At 35.4% G+C, this 19,970-nt stretch carries 24 protein-coding genes; 3 read left to right on the forward strand and 21 right to left on the reverse strand.

The features are described 5' to 3' along the window. Positions 1 to 67 precede the first annotated feature (67 nt). The gene (locus tag BR43_RS07565; RefSeq protein WP_034560753.1) at positions 68 to 961 is read right to left on the reverse strand and encodes an ROK family protein; all 894 of its coding nucleotides are present in this window, start codon (positions 959 to 961) and stop codon (positions 68 to 70) included. Positions 962 to 988: 27 nt separating this feature from the next. Then, on the reverse strand, positions 989 to 1,903 hold the full coding sequence (locus BR43_RS07570) for a Gfo/Idh/MocA family protein (protein ID WP_034560755.1): 915 nt from the start codon (positions 1,901 to 1,903) through the stop codon (positions 989 to 991). Positions 1,904 to 2,131: 228 nt separating this feature from the next. On the opposite strand from BR43_RS07570, the gene BR43_RS07575 reads away from it, so the two are divergent. Together BR43_RS07575 and BR43_RS07580 are read left to right on the forward strand one after the other, a co-directional pair. After that, positions 2,132 to 2,893 (forward strand): exodeoxyribonuclease III, encoded by a 762-nt coding sequence (locus tag BR43_RS07575; RefSeq protein ID WP_034560757.1) that lies wholly within the window; start codon positions 2,132 to 2,134, stop codon positions 2,891 to 2,893. Between the two features lie 266 nt (positions 2,894 to 3,159). Beyond that, positions 3,160 to 5,820 carry a cation-translocating P-type ATPase gene (locus BR43_RS07580; protein ID WP_211252916.1) on the forward strand — a complete coding sequence of 887 codons (2,661 nt, stop codon included), beginning with the start codon at positions 3,160 to 3,162 and terminating at the stop codon, positions 5,818 to 5,820. Positions 5,821 to 5,898: 78 nt separating this feature from the next. Here the strand turns inward: BR43_RS07580 and BR43_RS07585 are convergent, their stop codons facing one another. Further along, on the reverse strand, positions 5,899 to 7,293 hold the full coding sequence (locus BR43_RS07585) for a 6-phospho-beta-glucosidase (protein ID WP_034560761.1): 1,395 nt from the start codon (positions 7,291 to 7,293) through the stop codon (positions 5,899 to 5,901). A 378-nt stretch (positions 7,294 to 7,671) separates the two neighbouring features. Next, positions 7,672 to 8,157 carry a DUF2798 domain-containing protein gene (locus BR43_RS07590; RefSeq protein ID WP_034560763.1) on the reverse strand — a complete coding sequence of 162 codons (486 nt, stop codon included), beginning with the start codon at positions 8,155 to 8,157 and terminating at the stop codon, positions 7,672 to 7,674. Positions 8,158 to 8,619: 462 nt separating this feature from the next. On the opposite strand from BR43_RS07590, the gene BR43_RS07595 reads away from it, so the two are divergent. Beyond that, entirely contained in the window at positions 8,620 to 9,153 is a 534-nt protein-coding gene (locus BR43_RS07595) for a 3'-5' exonuclease (protein WP_034560765.1), read from the forward strand. A 73-nt stretch (positions 9,154 to 9,226) separates the two neighbouring features. On the opposite strand, the gene BR43_RS07600 is transcribed toward BR43_RS07595, so the two are convergent. The 17 genes from BR43_RS07600 to tmk all read right to left on the reverse strand — a co-directional run bounded on the left by BR43_RS07600 (position 9,227) and on the right by tmk (position 19,961). Further along, positions 9,227 to 9,754, reverse strand: coding sequence for a GNAT family N-acetyltransferase (locus BR43_RS07600; RefSeq protein WP_034560768.1), 528 nt, complete (start codon positions 9,752 to 9,754; stop codon positions 9,227 to 9,229). 32 nt (positions 9,755 to 9,786) lie between these two features. After that, a complete protein-coding gene (gene tsaE / locus BR43_RS07605) occupies positions 9,787 to 10,263 on the reverse strand; it encodes a tRNA (adenosine(37)-N6)-threonylcarbamoyltransferase complex ATPase subunit type 1 TsaE (protein WP_034560770.1) in 477 nt (158 codons plus the stop codon). A 68-nt stretch (positions 10,264 to 10,331) separates the two neighbouring features. Beyond that, a complete protein-coding gene (gene rsmI / locus BR43_RS07610) occupies positions 10,332 to 11,213 on the reverse strand; it encodes a 16S rRNA (cytidine(1402)-2'-O)-methyltransferase (RefSeq protein WP_211252917.1) in 882 nt (293 codons plus the stop codon). Further along, positions 11,185 to 11,535 (reverse strand): GIY-YIG nuclease family protein, encoded by a 351-nt coding sequence (locus tag BR43_RS07615; protein ID WP_034560773.1) that lies wholly within the window; start codon positions 11,533 to 11,535, stop codon positions 11,185 to 11,187. The genes rsmI and BR43_RS07615 overlap by 29 nt, the downstream gene beginning before the upstream one ends. After that, positions 11,519 to 12,301 carry a tRNA1(Val) (adenine(37)-N6)-methyltransferase gene (locus tag BR43_RS07620; protein WP_051933867.1) on the reverse strand — a complete coding sequence of 261 codons (783 nt, stop codon included), beginning with the start codon at positions 12,299 to 12,301 and terminating at the stop codon, positions 11,519 to 11,521. The genes BR43_RS07615 and BR43_RS07620 overlap by 17 nt, the downstream gene beginning before the upstream one ends. Before the next feature lie 67 nt (positions 12,302 to 12,368). Next, positions 12,369 to 13,151 carry an ABC transporter ATP-binding protein gene (locus BR43_RS07625; RefSeq protein WP_034560781.1) on the reverse strand — a complete coding sequence of 261 codons (783 nt, stop codon included), beginning with the start codon at positions 13,149 to 13,151 and terminating at the stop codon, positions 12,369 to 12,371. 241 nt (positions 13,152 to 13,392) lie between these two features. After that, positions 13,393 to 13,758: a DUF3139 domain-containing protein gene (locus BR43_RS07630; protein WP_034560783.1), complete on the reverse strand. Its 366-nt coding sequence runs from the start codon at positions 13,756 to 13,758 to the stop codon at positions 13,393 to 13,395. 10 nt (positions 13,759 to 13,768) lie between these two features. Beyond that, on the reverse strand, positions 13,769 to 14,164 hold the full coding sequence (locus BR43_RS07635; protein ID WP_051933868.1) for a hypothetical protein: 396 nt from the start codon (positions 14,162 to 14,164) through the stop codon (positions 13,769 to 13,771). A 205-nt stretch (positions 14,165 to 14,369) separates the two neighbouring features. Further along, entirely contained in the window at positions 14,370 to 15,005 is a 636-nt protein-coding gene (locus BR43_RS07640) for an NAD(P)-dependent oxidoreductase (RefSeq protein ID WP_034560784.1), read from the reverse strand. A gap of 103 nt (positions 15,006 to 15,108) precedes the next feature. After that, positions 15,109 to 15,540 (reverse strand): Rrf2 family transcriptional regulator, encoded by a 432-nt coding sequence (locus BR43_RS07645; RefSeq protein WP_034560787.1) that lies wholly within the window; start codon positions 15,538 to 15,540, stop codon positions 15,109 to 15,111. Between the two features lie 119 nt (positions 15,541 to 15,659). Continuing rightward, positions 15,660 to 15,857, reverse strand: a complete 198-nt coding sequence (locus tag BR43_RS07650; RefSeq protein ID WP_034560789.1) for a hypothetical protein — start codon at positions 15,855 to 15,857, stop codon at positions 15,660 to 15,662. Between the two features lie 287 nt (positions 15,858 to 16,144). After that, positions 16,145 to 16,342, reverse strand: a complete 198-nt coding sequence (locus BR43_RS07655) for a hypothetical protein (protein WP_034560797.1) — start codon at positions 16,340 to 16,342, stop codon at positions 16,145 to 16,147. A gap of 335 nt (positions 16,343 to 16,677) precedes the next feature. After that, the gene (locus BR43_RS07660; RefSeq protein WP_034560799.1) at positions 16,678 to 17,022 is read right to left on the reverse strand and encodes an initiation-control protein YabA; all 345 of its coding nucleotides are present in this window, start codon (positions 17,020 to 17,022) and stop codon (positions 16,678 to 16,680) included. A 61-nt stretch (positions 17,023 to 17,083) separates the two neighbouring features. Continuing rightward, positions 17,084 to 17,896 carry a PSP1 domain-containing protein gene (locus BR43_RS07665; protein WP_034560802.1) on the reverse strand — a complete coding sequence of 271 codons (813 nt, stop codon included), beginning with the start codon at positions 17,894 to 17,896 and terminating at the stop codon, positions 17,084 to 17,086. 23 nt (positions 17,897 to 17,919) lie between these two features. Continuing rightward, positions 17,920 to 18,930, reverse strand: coding sequence for a DNA polymerase III subunit delta' (gene holB, locus BR43_RS07670; RefSeq protein WP_034564905.1), 1,011 nt, complete (start codon positions 18,928 to 18,930; stop codon positions 17,920 to 17,922). Between the two features lie 29 nt (positions 18,931 to 18,959). Then, complete coding sequence (locus tag BR43_RS07675; protein ID WP_034560804.1) at positions 18,960 to 19,289, reverse strand: cyclic-di-AMP receptor; 330 nt, start codon at positions 19,287 to 19,289, stop codon at positions 18,960 to 18,962. A 30-nt stretch (positions 19,290 to 19,319) separates the two neighbouring features. Beyond that, on the reverse strand, positions 19,320 to 19,961 hold the full coding sequence (tmk, locus tag BR43_RS07680) for a dTMP kinase (protein WP_034560807.1): 642 nt from the start codon (positions 19,959 to 19,961) through the stop codon (positions 19,320 to 19,322). Positions 19,962 to 19,970: the final 9 nt, after the last annotated feature.

Consider the following 19,970-nt stretch of genomic DNA (forward strand, 5'->3'; position numbering starts at 1 on the left):
TTATGTCTTCTATTTTAACATGAGGAGTGGGCTTTTAATAGTCTTTGTTGGACTTCTTCACGAATCTTTAAACTGATTCCGCTTCATTTTTAGCTTGGATAAAATTTGCAACCGCTCCAATTAAATTCGCATCATTTTGAAACATACACGGCGCTAAATCAGGCATAAACGTAGCATATGGCGTTCGATCTCGAATCACTTGAATTTTAGCTTCGATTGCTGAAATTAAATCTGGTTTGGCTGAAACGCCTCCACCTAAAATAATTTTTTCCGGATCAAAACAATAGGCTAAATTATAAATTCCAACTGCCAAATAATGATAAAAACGTTCAACTGCCTTCTTCGCCCAATCATCCCCCTGTTCGGCTAATGCAAAAACTGCTTCGCCTGATAAAGCTTGATCGCCGCTTAAGCCTTTTTGCTCTGATACTGTTTTTGCCATCACAACCGCTGACCCATAATGGCTAAATTCCTGATCATCTTGAAGTAGCATCATCCCAAATTCACCGCCAAATAAATGTCGTCCTTCTCGAATTTTTCCATCAACAATAACGGCTCCACCAATCCCAGTTCCCAACACAACGAAAAGTACATCCTGACATCCTTTTGCTGCACCTTGCCAAACTTCAGCTAGCCCCGCACAATTGGCATCATTTTCAATGGCCACAGGTATCCCAAAGCTTTTTTCTAAGACATCACAAATCGGAAATCCTGCCATAAAAGGTAATGCACTAGCAACTTCAATCCGTCTAGCCGACTTATTTACTACACCCGGGCAACTAAAACCTACACCAGTTAGCTCATAATTTTGACTTAATTGTTCTTTAATTACAAGCAATGTCGCTTCCATATCCACCCAGTTTTTTGGAGTCGGTACACTGCCTTGCTCCTTAATCATTTCTTGATCCCACACACCGAACTTAATAGACGTTCCACCAATATCTATTGCTAATAGCCCCATTTTTATACTCCTTATCTCTGTTTTTAATTACAATGTCCGTTTAATTTCTCCGGTAACAATCTGATGGCACAATTCATGGCTAAGCAACGTAGACTCTGTTGAAACAGGATTTTCACCATTAGGAATGCTTGCAATAAAAGTCCGAATTAAAGGCGCAAAACCGCGTTTTTCCAAAGTAGGCTCCCAATCACCAAACTGTTGTACCTGCTCTTTTCCTAATTCATTGCTACTATAATCAGTTAAATTAACCACTCGATGCGTACCCGTTGGTGACATAACTTCCATCACTTCAGAATTAGCGCCTGATACATAGTTCATTGAGGCCACACAGACAGTCTTAGCTGTAATCAGCTGCATCACACAATTTTTCAGTTCGCCTTTTTCTTCAACTACATGATAGCTCGTTTTTAAAATCGGATCATCCAACAAATAGACCGCCGTATCTAAAACATGGATAAACATATCATAAATACCTCTTTGTACACTGCCGCCACCATTTTCCTTGTTTTTCTGTACAAAAATCATATTTTTATCTGGAACAGCCTTTAACTTCTCAACCATCGGCGCAAATCGACGATTAAACCCAGTCACCAATTGCAATTGATTGTCTTCAGCTAATTGAATTAAAGCCTTCACCTCTACCAAATCTTCACTAATTGGTTTATCTACATAAACATGAATATTATTTTCTAATAGTTGACGAATAATTTCACCATGTGTTTCTGTCGCCGTATGCACAAAGGCTGCTTTAATTCCACTGTCTATTAGCGCTTCAATGCTTGGATAGATATTCTTCACACGATATTGTTCTGCGATTTTCTTTAATTTTTCTTGATTTCGTGTATATAAATGCCATTCAACTTCTTGTCCCATCGCCATCATTACTGGCAAATATGCTTTTTGTGAAATTCCACCTAAACCAATAACACCAATTTTCATCATATTTTCTACCTCTTTACTTAATTATTTATTCTTCAACGAACACTAACTAACCTTCATTCATACATTTAATTTATAAAAAAGCCTTTTCAACTTTTAGTTTACCAAATTTCCAACAGAAAATCTGCATTTGCCTTCCATAATTAAACAATAAGTTTGAATGATTTACTATTTCTAAAGCTTTCAGTACAATAGGGATAGACTATTTAATTTAAAAAGGAGTTTAATATTATGAAATTCATCTCATGGAACGTCAACGGTTTAAGAGCTGTGGTCAAAAAAGGCTTTATTGATATTTTTAATGAACTTGATGCTGATTTCTTCTGCTTACAAGAAACAAAACTACAAGCAGGTCAAATTGATTTAGATTTACCTGGCTATCATCAATATTGGAATTACGCTGAAAAAAAAGGGTACTCAGGTACCGCTATTTTTACAAAGCATGAACCTGATGAAGTTCTTTATGGCATTGGCAAAACCGAACACGATCAAGAAGGACGGGTGATTACTCTTAGCTACCCAACCTATTACCTTGTAACTTGCTACACGCCAAATTCACAAAACGAACTAAAACGGTTAGATTATCGAATGACTTGGGAGGCAGATTTTTTAGATTATTTAAATGAACTCGATGCACAAAAACCTGTGATTATTTGCGGTGATTTAAATGTTGCTCACCAAAACATTGATTTAAAAAATTGGAAAACTAATCAAAAAAATGCTGGATTCAGCCCTGAAGAACGCCGTAAATTTACTGAATTCCTTGAAAATGGCTATATTGATACATTCCGTTACTTCTATCCAGAACTAGAAGGTGCTTATTCTTGGTGGAGCTACCGTTTTAATGCCAGAGCAAACAATGCCGGTTGGCGGATTGATTATTTTATTATCTCCGAACGTCTTAAGGATCAATTGGAAGCCGCTTCTATATTAAATACACTTACTGGTAGTGACCATTGTCCTGTTGAACTAACACTTAATTTAACTAAATAATCGACTTAAAAAGTGGCTTCATAATTAGGTGAATAGTAGTCAAATTCCTTATCTATTATGGGATTATTACTTGTTTCAAGTTCTTTAATATGGTAGTATTTTGTGTACAGAAAAAATAAAATGAATTTAAAATTAAAACTAATAATGTAATTATTTTTACATTATAGATGTTTAAAAAGGCTTTAAAATCCATTTTAATCGACGTTGTTATTTTAATTTCTATTCACTATGCGTAATACATTTGCACATGTACGTTCCTTATTTAGATGTTTTTATATGAAAGGGTGGCTTATTTGGAAGCTTATCAAAAAGATCAAGAACAAGTTTTAACTGAGTTAAACACTTCTATGGAAGGTTTACAAAATACCGAAGCAAAAAAACGCCAAGAACAAGATGGCTTAAATGAACTTCAAACAAAAGAAAAAGATTCTGTTTTAAAATTATTTCTGGGTACATTTAAAGACGCCATGGTAATTGTCTTACTCATTGTGGCTGCTATTCAAATGATTCTTGGTGATGTTATGGAGTCCGTGATTATCTTTGCTGTTTTAATGGTGAACTCAATCGTGAGTGTTGTTCAAACAAAAAAAGCAGAAGGTTCACTAGATGCGCTTCGTCAATTATCAGCCCCATTGGCTAAAGTCATTCGTAATGGTACAAAAGAATCCATTCCAGCAAAAGAATTAGTTGTTGGTGATATCGTTTTACTAGACGCTGGTGATTATGTTCCTGCTGACGGTCGATTATTAGAAAGTGGTTCATTGCGCGTCGATGAAGGTATGTTAACTGGTGAATCATTACCTGTTGAAAAAAATACCGAACAATTAACAGGTGATGCTCCCGTTGGCGATCGTCGCAATATGGTCTTTAGCGGTTCAATGGTTGTTTATGGTCGTGGCTTGTTCGTTGTGACAGCTATTGCTAACCAAACAGAAATTGGAAAAGTAGCCAATCTACTAAATAGTGCTGAACCAAAAGCAACGCCGCTTCAAGTAAAATTAGATGCTTTCAGTAAAAAATTAGGTTTTGGTATTCTTGGGTTGTGTATTCTGATATTTGCCATTCAAGGCGCTCGTATTTACTTTACACAACCAGAAGATATGACTAAAGAAATTTTACAAGCCTTCATGTTTGCCGTAGCAGTTGCAGTTGCAGCCATTCCTGAAGCTTTACAGTCAATTGTTACGATTGTCTTATCTGTTGGAACGAATAAAATGGCAAAAAAACATGCAATTATTCGTAAACTTCCAGCTGTCGAAACATTAGGTTCAACTAGTGTCATTTGTACAGATAAAACAGGAACATTAACTCAAAATAAAATGACCGTTGTTGATTATTATTTACCCAATGGACAAACTGGTGATTTTGCTACAGATCCAACTCAATGGTCTGCATCTGAAAAACGTCTAATTCAAATTGCTGTTTTGTGTAATGACTCAACAATCAATGAGGAAGGACAAGAACTTGGTGATCCAACAGAAGTAGCTTTAATTGCATATAGCAATGCTGTCAATCAACCTTACCAATTAGTTCGCTCTTCATTCCCACGAGAAGATGAGATTCCTTTTGATTCTGATCGTAAATTAATGTCTACTGTTCATACTATCTCTGGCGAACGGATGATGTTAACAAAAGGTGGTCCAGATGTTGTCTTCCAACGTTGTAGCCATGTATTGCTAGATGGTGAAGTTGTTCCATTAACTGACGATTTACTTCGTAGCCTATCTGATCAAAACGAAGATTTTTCTAACCGAGCTTTACGAGTATTAGCTTATGCTTACAAACCTGTAGAGACTAACCAACAAATTACTTTAGATGATGAACAAGATTTAGTTTTAGTTGGACTAACTGCTATGATTGATCCTCCTCGTGACGCTGTTTATGCAGCAATCGACGAAGCAAATAAAGCAGGAATTCATACAGTCATGATTACAGGTGACCACAAAACAACTGCCAAAGCAATTGGACGTGATATTGGTTTAATGGTAGATGGTGATATTGCCTTAACTGGGCAAGAATTAGATGCTTTAACTGATCAAGAACTAGATAGTAAATTAGAAAAAATTAGTGTTTACGCTCGAGTTTCTCCAGAGAATAAAATTAGAATTGTTCGCGCATGGCAACGCAAAGGCAAAATCACAGCAATGACTGGTGACGGTGTTAATGATGCACCTGCCTTAAAACAAGCTGATATCGGAATTGCGATGGGTAGCGGAACGGATGTTGCTAAAGATGCCTCTGCAATGGTATTAACAGATGATAATTTTGTTTCAATTATCAGTGCAGTTGAAGTTGGACGTAATGTCTTTGATAATATCAAAAAAGCTATTGCTTATCTATTTGCTGGTAACTTAGGCGCAATCATTGCAATCATTGTTGCGTTACTAATGAACTGGGTGAATCCATTTACTGCCTTACAATTACTATTTATTAATTTAGTGAATGACTCTTTACCTGCAATTGCATTAGGTATGGAAAAAGCTGAACCAGATGTAATGAACCGCAAACCTCGTAATGTTCAAGAAGGAATATTTGCTGGAGCTACATTAAAATCAGTTATTTATCGTGGAACTTTAATCGGAGTAGCTGTAGTAATTTCACAATATATTGGTATGGGTATCTCACCTGAAATTAGCGTGGCAATGGCCTTTACAACCTTAATTTTAGCAAGAACCTTACAAACATTCCCTGCTCGTTCAAATACCCAAACTTCTCTTGCTGCTGGCTTTTTTAGTAATAAATATGTCTTTTTAGCAGTTGGCATTTGTTCTGTCCTTTATGGAATTACGTTATTACCAGGTGTTCGTTCAATCTTCTCAATTCCAACCAACTTTGGTTGGGCACATTGGTTAACAGCGGCTAGTTTAGCTGTTATCGCAGTAATTTTAATGGAATTAGCTAAATTTTTACCAGGAAAAAATAACTAATATTTATTAAGTACTCTTAGAACAAAGCTAGAAAAAGGCTAACTGAGGAGATTCCTTCCTCAGTTAGCCTTTTATTTTTTAGTTCGATTTCATTAATTCAGTTACATATGCAACTGTTTCTGGTTGATTAGCTTCAATTTCAGCAATCTTATCTGCAAATTGTGGCAAGTGTGCTTTATGAGCAATTAATAACTCATCAAGTAAAGTTTTCGACATCTTTCCACCTGGCACTAATGGATTGATTGTAAATGCATGTAAAGCTGCACCGTAATCGCCATCAATTGCTGCACGGATAACCGTTTCTTCCATTGCTTTCATGCCTTGGATTAAACCACGTGCTGCTGGCGGGAATGTTCCCCAGTTATAAGGTTCTGGACCATGACCTGTAACAGGACCAGATACTTCAACCACACAATCATAAGGAAGATCAACAATTGTTCCATTATTTTCAGTCGAAACAACCATGTCTGTCCGTTTATCATTTTGGATAGATGCGATTAACTCACAAGCTGCATCACTATAATGCGTACCACCACGTTGCTCTAACTCTTTTGGTTTATAATCTAATTTAGGATCTTTATACAGTTCAAACAAACGCGTTTCTGTTGCTTTTACAACTTGAGCCCTTGTTTCACCTTTTTTAAATTCCTCTACCGAATGCGCTAACATTTCGTCTTCGATATAGTAATAACGATGGTAGCCACATGGCAACATACCTAAATCTTTAATTTGTTCATAATGGAATGGCACATTATGAATATTTTTCAAATGACTTTCAGATGCATGTTCTGGTGAATAAATTAAATCAATTAATTCTTGTGTACGTTCATTTCCTTCTTTATCCCACACACGGTGCCAATGGAAATGGTTAATTCCTGCATATTTGATAAATAAATCTTTTTCAGGAATACCTAATTTTTCTGCTGCTTGCTTGCTATGTCCGATTGGAACGTTACATAAACCAGCTGTTTTTTTCCAGCCGCCATGTTTAATTGCTGCTTCTGTGACCATACCTGCTGGATTCGTAAAGTTTACTAACCATGCATCTGGACATAATTCTTTCATATCTTCAATAATCCCTAAAATCACTGGAATTGTACGGAACGCTTTAAACATTCCACCAGCACCATTCGTTTCTTGACCTAACACACCATGAGATAATGGAATACGTTCATCTTTAATACGTGCTTCTAATAAACCAACACGGAATTGAGTGGATACATAATCCGCATCTTTTAAGGCTTCACGACGATCTAAGGTTAAATGTACTGTCCAAGGAAGACCAGCAGCCTTAACCATCCGTTTCGCCATCTCACCAACGATTGCTAATTTTTCTTTACCTGCTTCAATATCTACTAACCAAATTTCTTTAATTGGCAACTCATCTTTACGTTTGATGTAGCCTTCAATTAATTCTGGCGTATAACTTGAACCGCCACCAATAGTTACAATCTTTAATGCATTTCTCGACATATAAATATCCTCCTATTAAGCGTTTTCTTTTCTACAAATTAACTATACTTTGTGTAATGCATTACATGTCAAGAAAGGAATTGTATATCTTTGTATTTATTTTAGAACCGCTTACAAATCAGCGTTTCTGAGTTTTCTATTTAGCCAGTCTTTGTCTTAAACTATAGGAAATTTGTAGGAAGACATCATAATAAAAAGAACTACGTGGACATACATAAAAAAAACTATTAAGCTACCAATTACCGATTGACCATCGATTATCAGCGGCCTAATATGTTTTTTGTTACTGCTCCATTATTTTGGAGCAGCTCCCCAACCGATTAGAAATGAGAAGCTTTTTTCTATTAATTTATATTATTTCCACTAAACTAAGTCGTTTTATGACTTTTTGCTATGAATAGCAGACATTACTTTTCGAGCTAACGGCTGTGCAATCAATAGTTCAATAAATAAAACAATACCAAAGTTTCTAGGCCAAGCCATTAAAAATCTAGCTATAAGTCCTTGTTCAAAAACAAACCCATGGCCAATAAAGTCTCCAATCAAAGTCATGCAGAATGACATACCGACTACAGTAAATAATATTGAAAAAAGAAGGTGAGCGTTAAAGCTATCTTGAGTTCCTGAATATTTTTCTACTAGTTTATTAACAAAGCGGCTAATAACAAAATTTTCAAGTAACATCGCCACAATAAAAAATAATGGAAAAGCTTTTAAGATGATAAATAGCACCTCTTTATTTATTGTATAGAATTGAAGGTAAATATTTAGGAAAGTCATTAAAAATGCTGTTATTCCACAAATAATCACACCATATAAAAGCCCTTCTTTATTACTTTGAGGTAAGCGTAAATCATGTTTCATTGTCAGTCTCCTATCTTTTTATCAGAGAACAAAAAAAGACGCAGAATCCCATCTGTTCAGATGGTTCCTACGTCTACTTGTAATGTTCACTGTTTGACAATTATAACAAAACAATTGAGTGCTGTCTAGATTAAAATGATAAATATTGTTTATTCCAATTTTTTTAATAAATACTGATTGCTTTTGTTGTAGGATGTTTTTGTATGTCAAAAGGCTTCTCTTATAACTACGTAGTTGTTTTCTATTTAACTTTTAAGAATGTAATTTCGAAGAGTTCAAGCAAGCTAATTTTATTTAAACTCAATTAAACATGACTGAAAAAAATTAAAATAGCTCCTTTAGAATTAATGATTTTTAATCCTTTGATTTCATTAAGAAGAAATGAACTTGCACCTCTACTAGCATTTCACCACCAAAAAGTTTATACTAATAACAAATCAAAAATAGTTCGAGGTGAAAGACATGAATTTTGTTGCATTGGATTTTGAAACAGCCAATCATGAACGCCATAGTGCTTGTTCCGTTGCTATGACGGTGGTACGCAACAGCCAAATTGTTGATAATTACTATACACTCATTAAACCTGAGACGCCTTTTTTCTGGCGGAATGTCCAGATACATGGCATTCATGAGGAAGATGTTGCTGATGCACCAAAATTTCCAGATATATGGGATAATATGAAGCCCTTCTTTATTGAAAATCGTCTAATCGTTGCACATAACTTGCCGTTTGACCAAGGCGTTCTCAACGCATGCTTAGATTACTACGGGCTTGAACGTCCGCACTTCCAGACTCTATGCACCGTGCAGTCAAGTAAAAAATTATTGACTCAGCTTCCGAATCATAAGCTGAATACTGTTAGTGATTATTTAGGAATCGATTTAAAAAATCATCATCATGCCTTAGATGACAGTAATGCTTGTGCCAACATCTTGCTTTATTTAGAAGATCAATTTGGCACGGATCCATTAAAAAAATTAGTTAAGCATGTCTGACTTAAAATAAAACAAAGCGAGCCACTAGAAAGTCTAGCGGCTCGCTTTGTTTTATTTTCTATATTTTTTACTATTAATCTGGATCGATCATCTTACTCATTAAATATACATCGAGATAAACGCCATCTGAAAAGACGCCACGTTGCATGACTCCTTCTTCGACAAATCCAACTTTGCGGTATAGATCAATTGCTCGCTGATTTCTAGCTTGAACGGTTAATTCAATTCGCCGAACGCGTTCTGTTTCTATAGCCCACTCAATTAGCTCCGTAACTAGATTCGTTCCTAAACCAAAGCCCCAGTAATCTCGCTCTACTGAGACGCCTAGCTCAGCAATGTGACATAATTTAGGCTCTTGATTCCCTGTCAGTGACGCTGCCGCGATTACTTTTTTGCCCAATAACGCCACTAGCAAACAAACATTTTCAGCCTCTACGATTCGCTCAAGATGAAGCTCCTCTTCTTCTAACGTAAGCTGTACACCTTCAGATCCCATTGATAAAAAATCCGTTTCGACTGCTGTTTTTTCTAAAAAGCGAATCACCTCGGCTGCATCACTTGGGAGAGCTTCGCGTATGACGATATCAATTTCTTCCGACAAAAACGATCACCTTTTTCCATCCTTTATAGTTGCTACGCTTGATTATTACTTTTAGCAAATGCCTCTAACAGAGCTTCATATCGTCTTCCAACTGCTGACAAAGAAATTTCACGTTCTGCCAGATCGGTTCCAGCTGGGACAAGCTTGACTTGTAGATAATCCTTAGGTAAATCTTCTGGAATAAAAGTCGCCCATTCAACTACAGAGACGCCCTCGCCTTGAAAATACTCTTCTAGACCAAGTTCATCGCCACCTGTTTCTTCTAGACGGTAAACATCCATATGATACAACGGCAAACGTCCATCTGTATATTCTCGAATAATCGTGTAAGTCGGACTTTTAATCACCCGTTGAATTCCAAGACCTTCTGCCAAACCTTTAGTAAAGGTTGTCTTTCCAGCACCTAGATTGCCTTCTAAAAGCACTACATCACCCGCTTCTAAATAATTCGCCAGCTTTCTAGCTACTTTTTTTGTTGCTTCTTCATTTTCGGCTCTAATGGTAACCATCGATTATCCAACCTTTCCATAATTATTAAATAGTTCAATTAACGTTTTCAGTTAGAGGTTACATTTACTTAAATTTCGTGATACGCACCGTATACTTCTTGTTTCTTTAGCTCACGAATTTTAGCGACTTCTTTAATTGCATCCTTACTTGAGCAGTCTGTTTCTGTCATTATCAGCTCAACATGTTCTTTTAAACTTAACGCTTGCCAGCTTAAATCCACTGCTGCTGCTAAACTTCCATCAGGATTTCCGTCTAGAATTAAACAAAATTCACCACGAATTTCATTATCCGTCGCCCAGATTAAAGCATCTGCTAAACTGCCTCTTAGGAATTCTTCAAACTTCTTCGTTAATTCACGACAGCAAACAATCCGTCGTTCCTCACCAAATACAGCAATCATTGCTTTTAAGACTTCCTTTAGACGATGCGGAGACTCGTATAGAATGATCGTTTCTTGATGACGGTTTAACTCCTCTAGCGCTGCCAGCTGCTCTTTTTTCTTTCTTGGCAAGAAACCATAAAAATAAAAAGGCTGTGGTGCTAATCCAGAAGCAATTAATGCAGTTAATCCAGCATTTGCGCCAGGTAAAGGTACAACTGGAATTCCTGCTTCAATACACGCCACAACTAATTCATGACCAGGATCACTAATTGATGGCATACCTGCATCGCTAACTTGGGCGACTGAAAGTCCCTGTTCTAGCTTTTCAATTAATTGTCCGATTCGCTCCTGGGTGTTATGTTCATGAAAGCTAATTTGCGAGGTCGTTATTTCAAAATAATTTAATAGCTTTTGCGTATTACGTGTATCCTCAGAAGCAATCAAGTCCACTTCTTTTAGCATCCGGATACCTCGAATCGTCATATCTTCCAAATTGCCAATCGGCGTCGGAACTAAATAAAGGATGCCTCTTGTTTCATCATGAAAGCTCTTTTGACTTTGAATCATCTCCACTAACCTCCTCACTATTTATCACACAAATTTGCTGGTTATCGATAGGAAATACAACGCCAGCCTTTTTTAAAAAATTAATCTTTTGTAAGCGTGTCTGCTTTTTAAAGGCATATTCTGCCTTTGTTGCCTCGCTCCGAGTTGCAAAGCTAGCCGCATAAATCATTTTTAAAGGACGGCGAAATTTAGGCTTCGTATATTTGGCGCCCACTCCATCATTATGTTCCTTTTCACGACGTTTTAAATCTGTTGTATAACCGCCATAAAAACTATCATCCTTACAGTGCAATACATAAAAATAGCTAAGCTTCTTTTCCATACATAATCTCTCTTATCTCTGGTAAATAGTCGTTTTCCTCACTATAAACAGTTAATGGCGGCATTACTCGAAAACCAGTATCCTTGCCGTCCTTAATTCCTTCAATCAATAGAATATTGGCTTCGCGTCCCTCTTTTGGATAAACTAATTGCATTCTTTTAGGCGCTAAACGATTTTTCTGCATCGCGGCTAAAATCTCAACTAATCGATCTGGTCGATGAACAAAGTAAGCTTTACCATTCATTTTCAGTAAGTCGCTTGTGACTTTCATGACTTCGTTTAAATTTGTATAAATCTCATGTCTAGCAATCGCCAAATGAATATTCGGATTTTTCTGACTTGTAACTGGTGTTGAAAAATAAGGTGGGTTACAAGTTACCACATCAACTGAATCCTTAGGAATCCATTGAGTTGCATCCTTTAGCGCTCCATGAATCATTGAGACTTGCTGATCCAAGTGATTTAGCTGAATACTTCGTTGTGCCATATCGGCTAGCCGCTCTTGTAATTCAATACCAATAATTGGACTTTGAGTTTTTTCACTTAATAATAAACCCACTGCGCCATTTCCGGCACATAAATCAACAATTTTAGCCTTAGAATAACGTGGTAAATTAGCAAAATGGGCTAATAAAACCGCATCAAGCGAGTAAGAAAAAACCGTTGGACTTTGGATAATATCAAGATTTGCTCGGACTAATCGGTCAAGCCGTTCATCCCCTTTTAACCATTGATTCAAAATTAGTTCACTTCCTTGTCCATTCATTCCATTGTCGCCATTTATTATAGCATAATTTAGGACTAGGCGGATGATTGATTTTAATTTGAAACAACTAGCTTTTACGATTTAAATAAGTTGTTACTTGACCATCTACTTGACGTTCAAAGTTAATTGGTTCACCCAAAAAAGCACTTAATGATTCTTTGGTGAGTAAATCGTGAGTTGCTCCTTTGGCAACTATTTGACCTTCTTTTAGCAATAACATTTTATCAAAACAAGGCAATAGTTCTTCTGTATGATGCGTAATATATAACAAGGTCGTCATGGGCGAATTTTTTGCAATTTCTTCAATATGATTTAACAAATTTCGCTTTGCAACTAAATCCAAGCCGGTGCAAGGTTCATCCAAAATCAATAATTTGGGCTGGGCCATCAAGGCTCGAGCAATTAAAATTAGTTGACGTTGCCCCTGAGAACATATTTCATAGCCCTTACCAATCAAATGCGCTCCGCCAGATAAACGTAATTGTTCTTTGGCCGTCTCCATTAATTCTTCCGTTGCTTTAACATGGAGACCAATCGTAGCAAAACGTCCACTAGCAACAATTTCCTCTGCTGTTTCATGTTCATATAGGCGCTGTTGTAAGGCCGAACTAACCCAACCGATAGATTGTCTTAAATCAGGCAAAGAAGTTTGACCAAATACTTGATCGAACACTGTTATTTTCCCTTCACTTGCCCACATGTAGCCATTAATTAATTGCATTAAAGTCGTTTTCCCTGAACCATTTAGACCTAGTATGCCCCAACGTTCTCCGGCTTTTACTTGCCAGTTAATCTCTTTTAAAATCCAATTATTTTGTCTTTTAAACCACACATCTTCAAATTCAAACATCCTATCTCCCCCGAGTTCTCAATTTGTTAAAACCATTATTATCAGAGTACCACATAACTGAAGCGACTAATAATAGTTTCTTACATACTTAGTATCCTAAAAGAATACAGCGAGTCGGATAACATTATCAGTTTAATAAACTACTAAAAAACCATAAAAAATCAACATTCGCTAAAATAGATTTCTTATGGTTGATACTGTTTAAACTAGCTATCCCACTTACACATAATTGGTAAGAATGTTATTGATTAAATTCATTTAAAGGCGGGTATTTTAACTTCTGCATTTCAGCATTGGACAGACCACTACCACCCCAATATTTCTGTTGTATATCTTTTTGTAATTCTTTATAAGCTTGAACTGTTACAGTACCTTTTTCATAATGGTATTCATAATAACTATCTGGTTCATCTTTGACGGACACTAGGAGATTATAACCACCTAATTTCCAATCTTTTTGAAATTCTTTAATAAGAATTTCATTTTCTGTTATTCCTTGTTGGTCCATATAGCTATTTATAGAAACCTCAGCTTTATTTTTATTTACTAGTACCACCAAGAAAAAAAGTAAACCTATAGTTATTAAAATTATAATATATTTTTTCATATTCTACTCCCTAGTACGTTTTAACTAACACAGGTTTGTATGAAAGCGTAAAATGATCAATTAATCCATATGGTGAAACAATTCCTACTGAACTAGTTCCATTAGCCCAACCACGTGATTCGATTGCAATTTCTTCTGGAAATTGCCCAAAATTATTTGATTTAAGCCAATCTGAGTATGATAAAGAATTTTCTAAAACTGATTCATTCTTTCCATCTTTAAAAACTTTTTCAAACTCTTCATTCTCTACAATCCACTGCTCTAACGAAAGTTGATTAGAGTCAATGTATCCATCTTGAACCCCCTCATAGTAAAGAGATTGATAATCTATATTCTCTGCTGCTGCATATTGTCCTCCACACAATAATCCAAGTACCATTCCCATAAAAACTACTAATTTTTTCATTGTCTCACTCCTAAAATTGAATTTTAGACATTATGTACTAGCTATAATAAGCATAACATATCTATTTAAAAACAAAAATATTATTTTGTAACATTATAAAAATATAAAAATAAAATAACTGAAAAAATTATTAATATAACAAAAAAAGATGCTACCGACTCAACTAAAGAGTCTCTAGCATCAATTTATTTTAAGTTACGATTAATTATTTTGAAACTACAGTAAAACGTTGATTTATATGTTTTCCTTGTTCGGCTTCATCAATTAATGCAATCGCATAGTCTGCATATGAAATCTCGCTTTCACCTGCTCCATTAACTAATAAATTTTCTTCTCCTGCTGTATAACTGCCTGTGCGTTCTGCATCTGGCAAGAACATTGCTGATGGGCTTAAATAAGTCCAAGTTACATCAGATACTGTTTTTAATGTATTCAAAGCTATCCCCATACTATTAGAAGTTGGTTTATAAGCATCTGGAAATCCTGGTGTATCCATCAAACGAACCGTTTGTTCTGGATCAACATACAAGCTTCCAGCCCCACCAACTACCATTAAACGAGGTGCTTTATGACCTTTTAAGAGATCCGTTAAATGCGCTAACGTAGTTTGATGCATTTCTTCTTCACCATCAGGTGCATTAAAAGCATCAACTAAAATATCTAGCTCTTTTACATCATCATAGCTAAGTTCTAGAATATCACGTTCTAAAACAGTAACTTTAGTATCTGTAATTTTAGCTGCATTACGAACAATAGCCGTTACTTCATGACCTCGTGACACAGCTTCTTTCAAAATAAAATTACCTGATTTTCCACTTGCTCCAATAATACCAATTTTCATCTAAAATTCCTCCTAATTCTTTTTTGTAACTACGAAAGTTACAATACGTATATAATAAAAAGGCGAACAACTTGCTCAACCTTACTAAAACCATCCTCTACATCTAAGCCAATTGATCATGCTTTTGAAGCTTATCTAAGATATCTGCCAAAGTTTCATTACCTAGCTCGTTAATTAAAGCTTTTTCAGCATTAGACATACTTTCTTCTAAAGCACTCTGAATGTTTCTTCCAATAATACAATCTGGATTTGTATTTTGATGAAGACTAAACAGCTTACTCTCTGCCGGTGTCACAGCCTGATAAATAGCTGACAAGCTGATTTCACTTGGCTCCTTAATTAAAGAAATACCACCAATCCCTGGTGCTGAATTCACCATTCCCGCCTTCTTTAGCAAACCAACTACACGCCGAATAACAACTGGATTCGTATTCACACTACCTGCAATAAAATCTGAATATATTGTCATTTGACGATTCAACGCTAACAAAGATAACACATGAACAGCTACTGGAAATTTAGTTGAAATACTCATAACAACTCTTCCTCTCTATCTGTAACTATTATAGTTACAAAAAACTTTTTTGTCAACAATAAAATAAGCTTTTATCAACTAAATGACCAAAAGCTTATTAGCGACTTCTCTTTAATTGCTTAAATCCGTTCATTTGCAGCAATTAACTCAAAAATTGATTCTGTATGACTTGTAATAAAATGATACGCAGTTGGCTCATTTTTTAATTCTACTACTTTAAACTGATCATCTTCTTTTAGCATATGAAAAGTAAATTTTGTTGTCACTTTTTGACGTCCTAAAAATTCATTTAATTCTTCTGCATTCATTTTATTCATCTGTTATTCCGCCTCTCGATTTGCATTCTTTGATTTGATACTACTATAACACAGATTTTATTTTTACACTTCTGTTTTAATACAATTTTTTGTAGTAATTTTTTCAATTGTCAAATTTCAGACATATTTGTTCATTTATTCACAATGTATTCCTTTTTATTATTCATTAATCAAAAAAACCTTTTATACAGCACATTAAATTTACCAATAGTTTTCAAAAAATGCTCAAACAATCACAAAATAACATAAAAAAAGACTATGCTTTTAAAACATAGTCTACTATTTTATTAAAGTAACTCATTTGCATCCGTTAATTCAAATGTTGCTTCTGCATTTTCTTCAATAAAGGTATAAGCCTCTGGTTCATTTTTTAATGAAATTACAATCATAAAATTATCAGGATTTACCATGTTAAATGTAAATTTCGTTGTTTCCTTTTGACGTTTTAAAAATTCTGTTATCTCTTCTGCTGTCATTTGATTCATAGAAATCCTCCAACCTTTCTGTGTATAAAGCGTTTTCTTTTTTGGTTACTTCTTAATATAACACAACTTTACAGATATATCCTAGTATTTAGTTTCTAGCCACAGAAAAAACTCTCTAAAAAGAGCATTTCTTCAATCCTATATCTGATACTTTAAATAGATAACAGAGATACATACCAATAGCAGCACCTATAAAGCCTACTAATTGATTTTCAAATAAGGATCAAAGATTTTTTGCTTTTTCTCCCCCTATCAAAAGAGATCTATACACCAAATTAAGCAAAAAACTTCAAGCAAGATTCCCCTGCTTGAAGTCCAATTTATTAGTTTAAACTTTACTTTCTTTCTCCATAGATAACATCCAAACAAAATGCACATGGTTCATCATCAACTCGACGAGAGCCATAAAAGACGTTACAGACATGAAAGCCATCTTCATATAACTTTTCCAAATTCATACGGGATTTAGTCATCTCAGGCTCAATCACTTCTTCATCAACCTGTTTTTGCTTTTCAATATCACTTAAACGATCTCTTAGATGCTGATTCTCAATACGTAAAATAGCATTTTCTTCTACCAATTCTTCTACTCCAGTTTTAAGTGCAGTAATTTGGCGTAATGTAGCATCAGTATCTAATTCTAATTTGGTAAAACTATCATACAAAGTTCTTTTATCCATGCGTCCTCACCTACTTTTTTTATATGAACTTTTCTAAGAATTAAGTGTAACAGTCTTCCCATTATTGACTTGCTAAAGCTTCATTTAGTTCATCCATCGTGTATTCTAAAGGCGTTTCTCGACCTTTCAAACGCACTTTAATAATTCGATTAAGTAGATTTAAACCAATAACAGTACCTTCACCATCTGGTGTAACTACTTTCTTTCCATAATCTGGTAATTCACGTTTAGCTGCTTCGTATTCATCATTCTCATATTTCAAACAGCACATCAAACGACCACACAAACCAGAGATTTTTGTCGGATTTAATGAAAGATTTTGATCTTTCGCCATCTTAATAGAAACAGGCATAAAATCACCTAAGAACGTTGAACAACACAGCATCCGACCACAGGGACCAATCCCTCCCAATAGCTTCGCTTCATCACGAACACCAATCTGACGTAATTCAATTCGTGTTTTAAAAATACTAGCTAAATCCTTAACTAATTCTCGAAAGTCAACTCGACCTTCTGCACTAAAATTAAAGACCATCTTGCTACGATCGAAAGTATATTCAACATTAATCAGTTTCATTTCTAGCTTATGTTGAGCAATTTTTTCAGTAGCAATCTCATATGCTTTAGTTGCATCCTGTTTATTTTGTTTTTCTTTATCAAAATCTTTTTCAGTTGCAACACTGTTAATGGGTTTCAAAGGATGAATTAAATCTTCCTCTAAAACTTCTTTTTTATCTATCACAACACTGCCGATTTCGACACTATGCTGCGTTTCTACAACTACTCGGTCACCAACACTACACTCCCAAACACCAGGAGAAAAGTAATAAATTGTGCCAGCATGTTTAAATCTAACACCAATTACGGTTTTCATGAACGTTCCCTCACACTCCGGCTTTATCTTGTTTTTACGGGAGATACACTCATTAATAGAAGGACCATTTGTTCAAATACACCTTGAGCAGAAACATTGCTTTCCAGTTTTTTCTTACTGAACAAAATCGTTTCGATTGCCTGAGTAATATCTTTTCCTCGACTTTGCGCCAGAAACTCCTGTAAATTTTTTTGATATTGAGGATAGGCTAATAAATCAACGGAACCATATAAAAGCATCAACGCATCTCGATAAGCCAATAACAATAATTCAAAAATTAACAGTTGTTGCTCACGTTCTTTAAAGTGAGGCATCACATCTGTTTGAACAAAAATAAAAGCCTGTTTTTCATTTTGAGAAATTAATTGAAACCATTTCCAAATAATTCCCCTAGATTCATTAAACCACTCATTGCGATTCATTTCAACTGCTGTTTCTAAACTATTTGTTAAATGTACCAATAATGAACCTTGATTTTCACTAATATCAGATTTTTGCAGTTCATTTAATAGCATTTTTTTCGATAATGGAGAAAAATGCACTAATTGACAGCGGGATAAAATAGTCGGTAAAATACGTTGCTTAGCTGTTGTCAGTAGAAAAGCAATTACGGTTCCCTCTGGTTCTTCTAAAAATTTTAGTAAACTATTCGCTGCTCCAATTGTCATTTTTTCGACATCTTCTACAATAAAAATCTTTTGACGACTTTCAACACCACTTTTAGAAAATTCGACTTTTAATTCTCTAACTTGATCCACTTTAATCGAAAGACCATCTGGCGCTAACTCAATCACATCAGGATGCTGATGTTCTAGAATTCGGGTACAATTCTGACAGTGACCACAAGGTAAATTATCTTCCTGTTTATTTAAACAAAAAACACCTTGTGCTAACCATAATGCCATCTCTTTTTTCCCAACTCCAGCAACGCCTTCAAAAAGGTAAGCATGAGCAAGTTGCCCATGCTTAAGATTTTGTTTAAATCGAGTAAAAAGCTGCGGTTGGAGCCATTCTAGATTTTGTTCATTTTCCATACCCATAACCTCAGTTTCTTCTCTCATGATTAAAATTGATGGAACTGATCAACTGGCATAACAAAGACAGTTGCACCACCAACTTGAACTTCAATCGGATAAGGCATATGTGTGTCCATTGAAACATCTAAACTAATTGGAGGCGTCATAAATTGTTCTCTTGCCTGACAAGTATCTTTAATAATATTCAGTACTTCCTGAACACGTTCATCTTCAATCCCAACAATAAATGTCGTATTTCCTGCTTTTAAAAAGCCACCTGTTGTTGAAAGTTTAGTGGCACGAACTCCAGCATCCACAAATTCATTTGATAAACGTCCGCTATCTTTATCTTGTACAATCGCTAGTACTAATTTCATTTTAATCAACCTCTCTCAATTTTATTTAGTTTAAAATCTTGTTGGAAATCGTTCCTTAATTAAATTAAAGCACGTTGTAACTACTTCTTCAATTGATCCTGCAGCATCAATTAATATAATTCGTTCTTGATTATCTTCCACTAAAGTTAAGTAGGCAGCACGAACTTGTTCATGAAATTCAAGTTTTTCTTGATCCAATCGGTCAAATTGACGTTCTTCCTTACTACGATTAATCCGCTCCAAACCTACACTGGCTTCAATATCTAAATAAAGCGTTAAGTCTGGCTCAATTCCCTCTGTTGCAAATCGATTCATTTCAGCAACTTCTTGAATACCAATTCCACGACCAGCACCTTGATAAACCAATGAACTATCCACAAAACGATCACAAATTAATAATGCTCCTCTTGCCAATGTTGGTTTAATTTTTTCTACTAAATGTTGTCTGCGAGATGCAGTATAAAGCAAAGCTTCTGTTCGAACATCCATTTCTGTATTCGCTGGATTTAAAATTAATTCGCGAATTTCTTCAGCAATTCGACTACCGCCTGGCTCTCTAGTTGCAACAATATCAATTGTCATCGCGTCCTCAAGCCTTGGCAACAACTCCCGAAGTACACTCGTCTTACCAGCACCATCTGGACCTTCAATCGTTATAAAAATACCTTCCACTTTACCCTA

It is taken from the genome of Carnobacterium gallinarum DSM 4847 (genome assembly GCF_000744375.1).
GTDB classification, from domain to species: domain Bacteria; phylum Bacillota; class Bacilli; order Lactobacillales; family Carnobacteriaceae; genus Carnobacterium; species Carnobacterium gallinarum.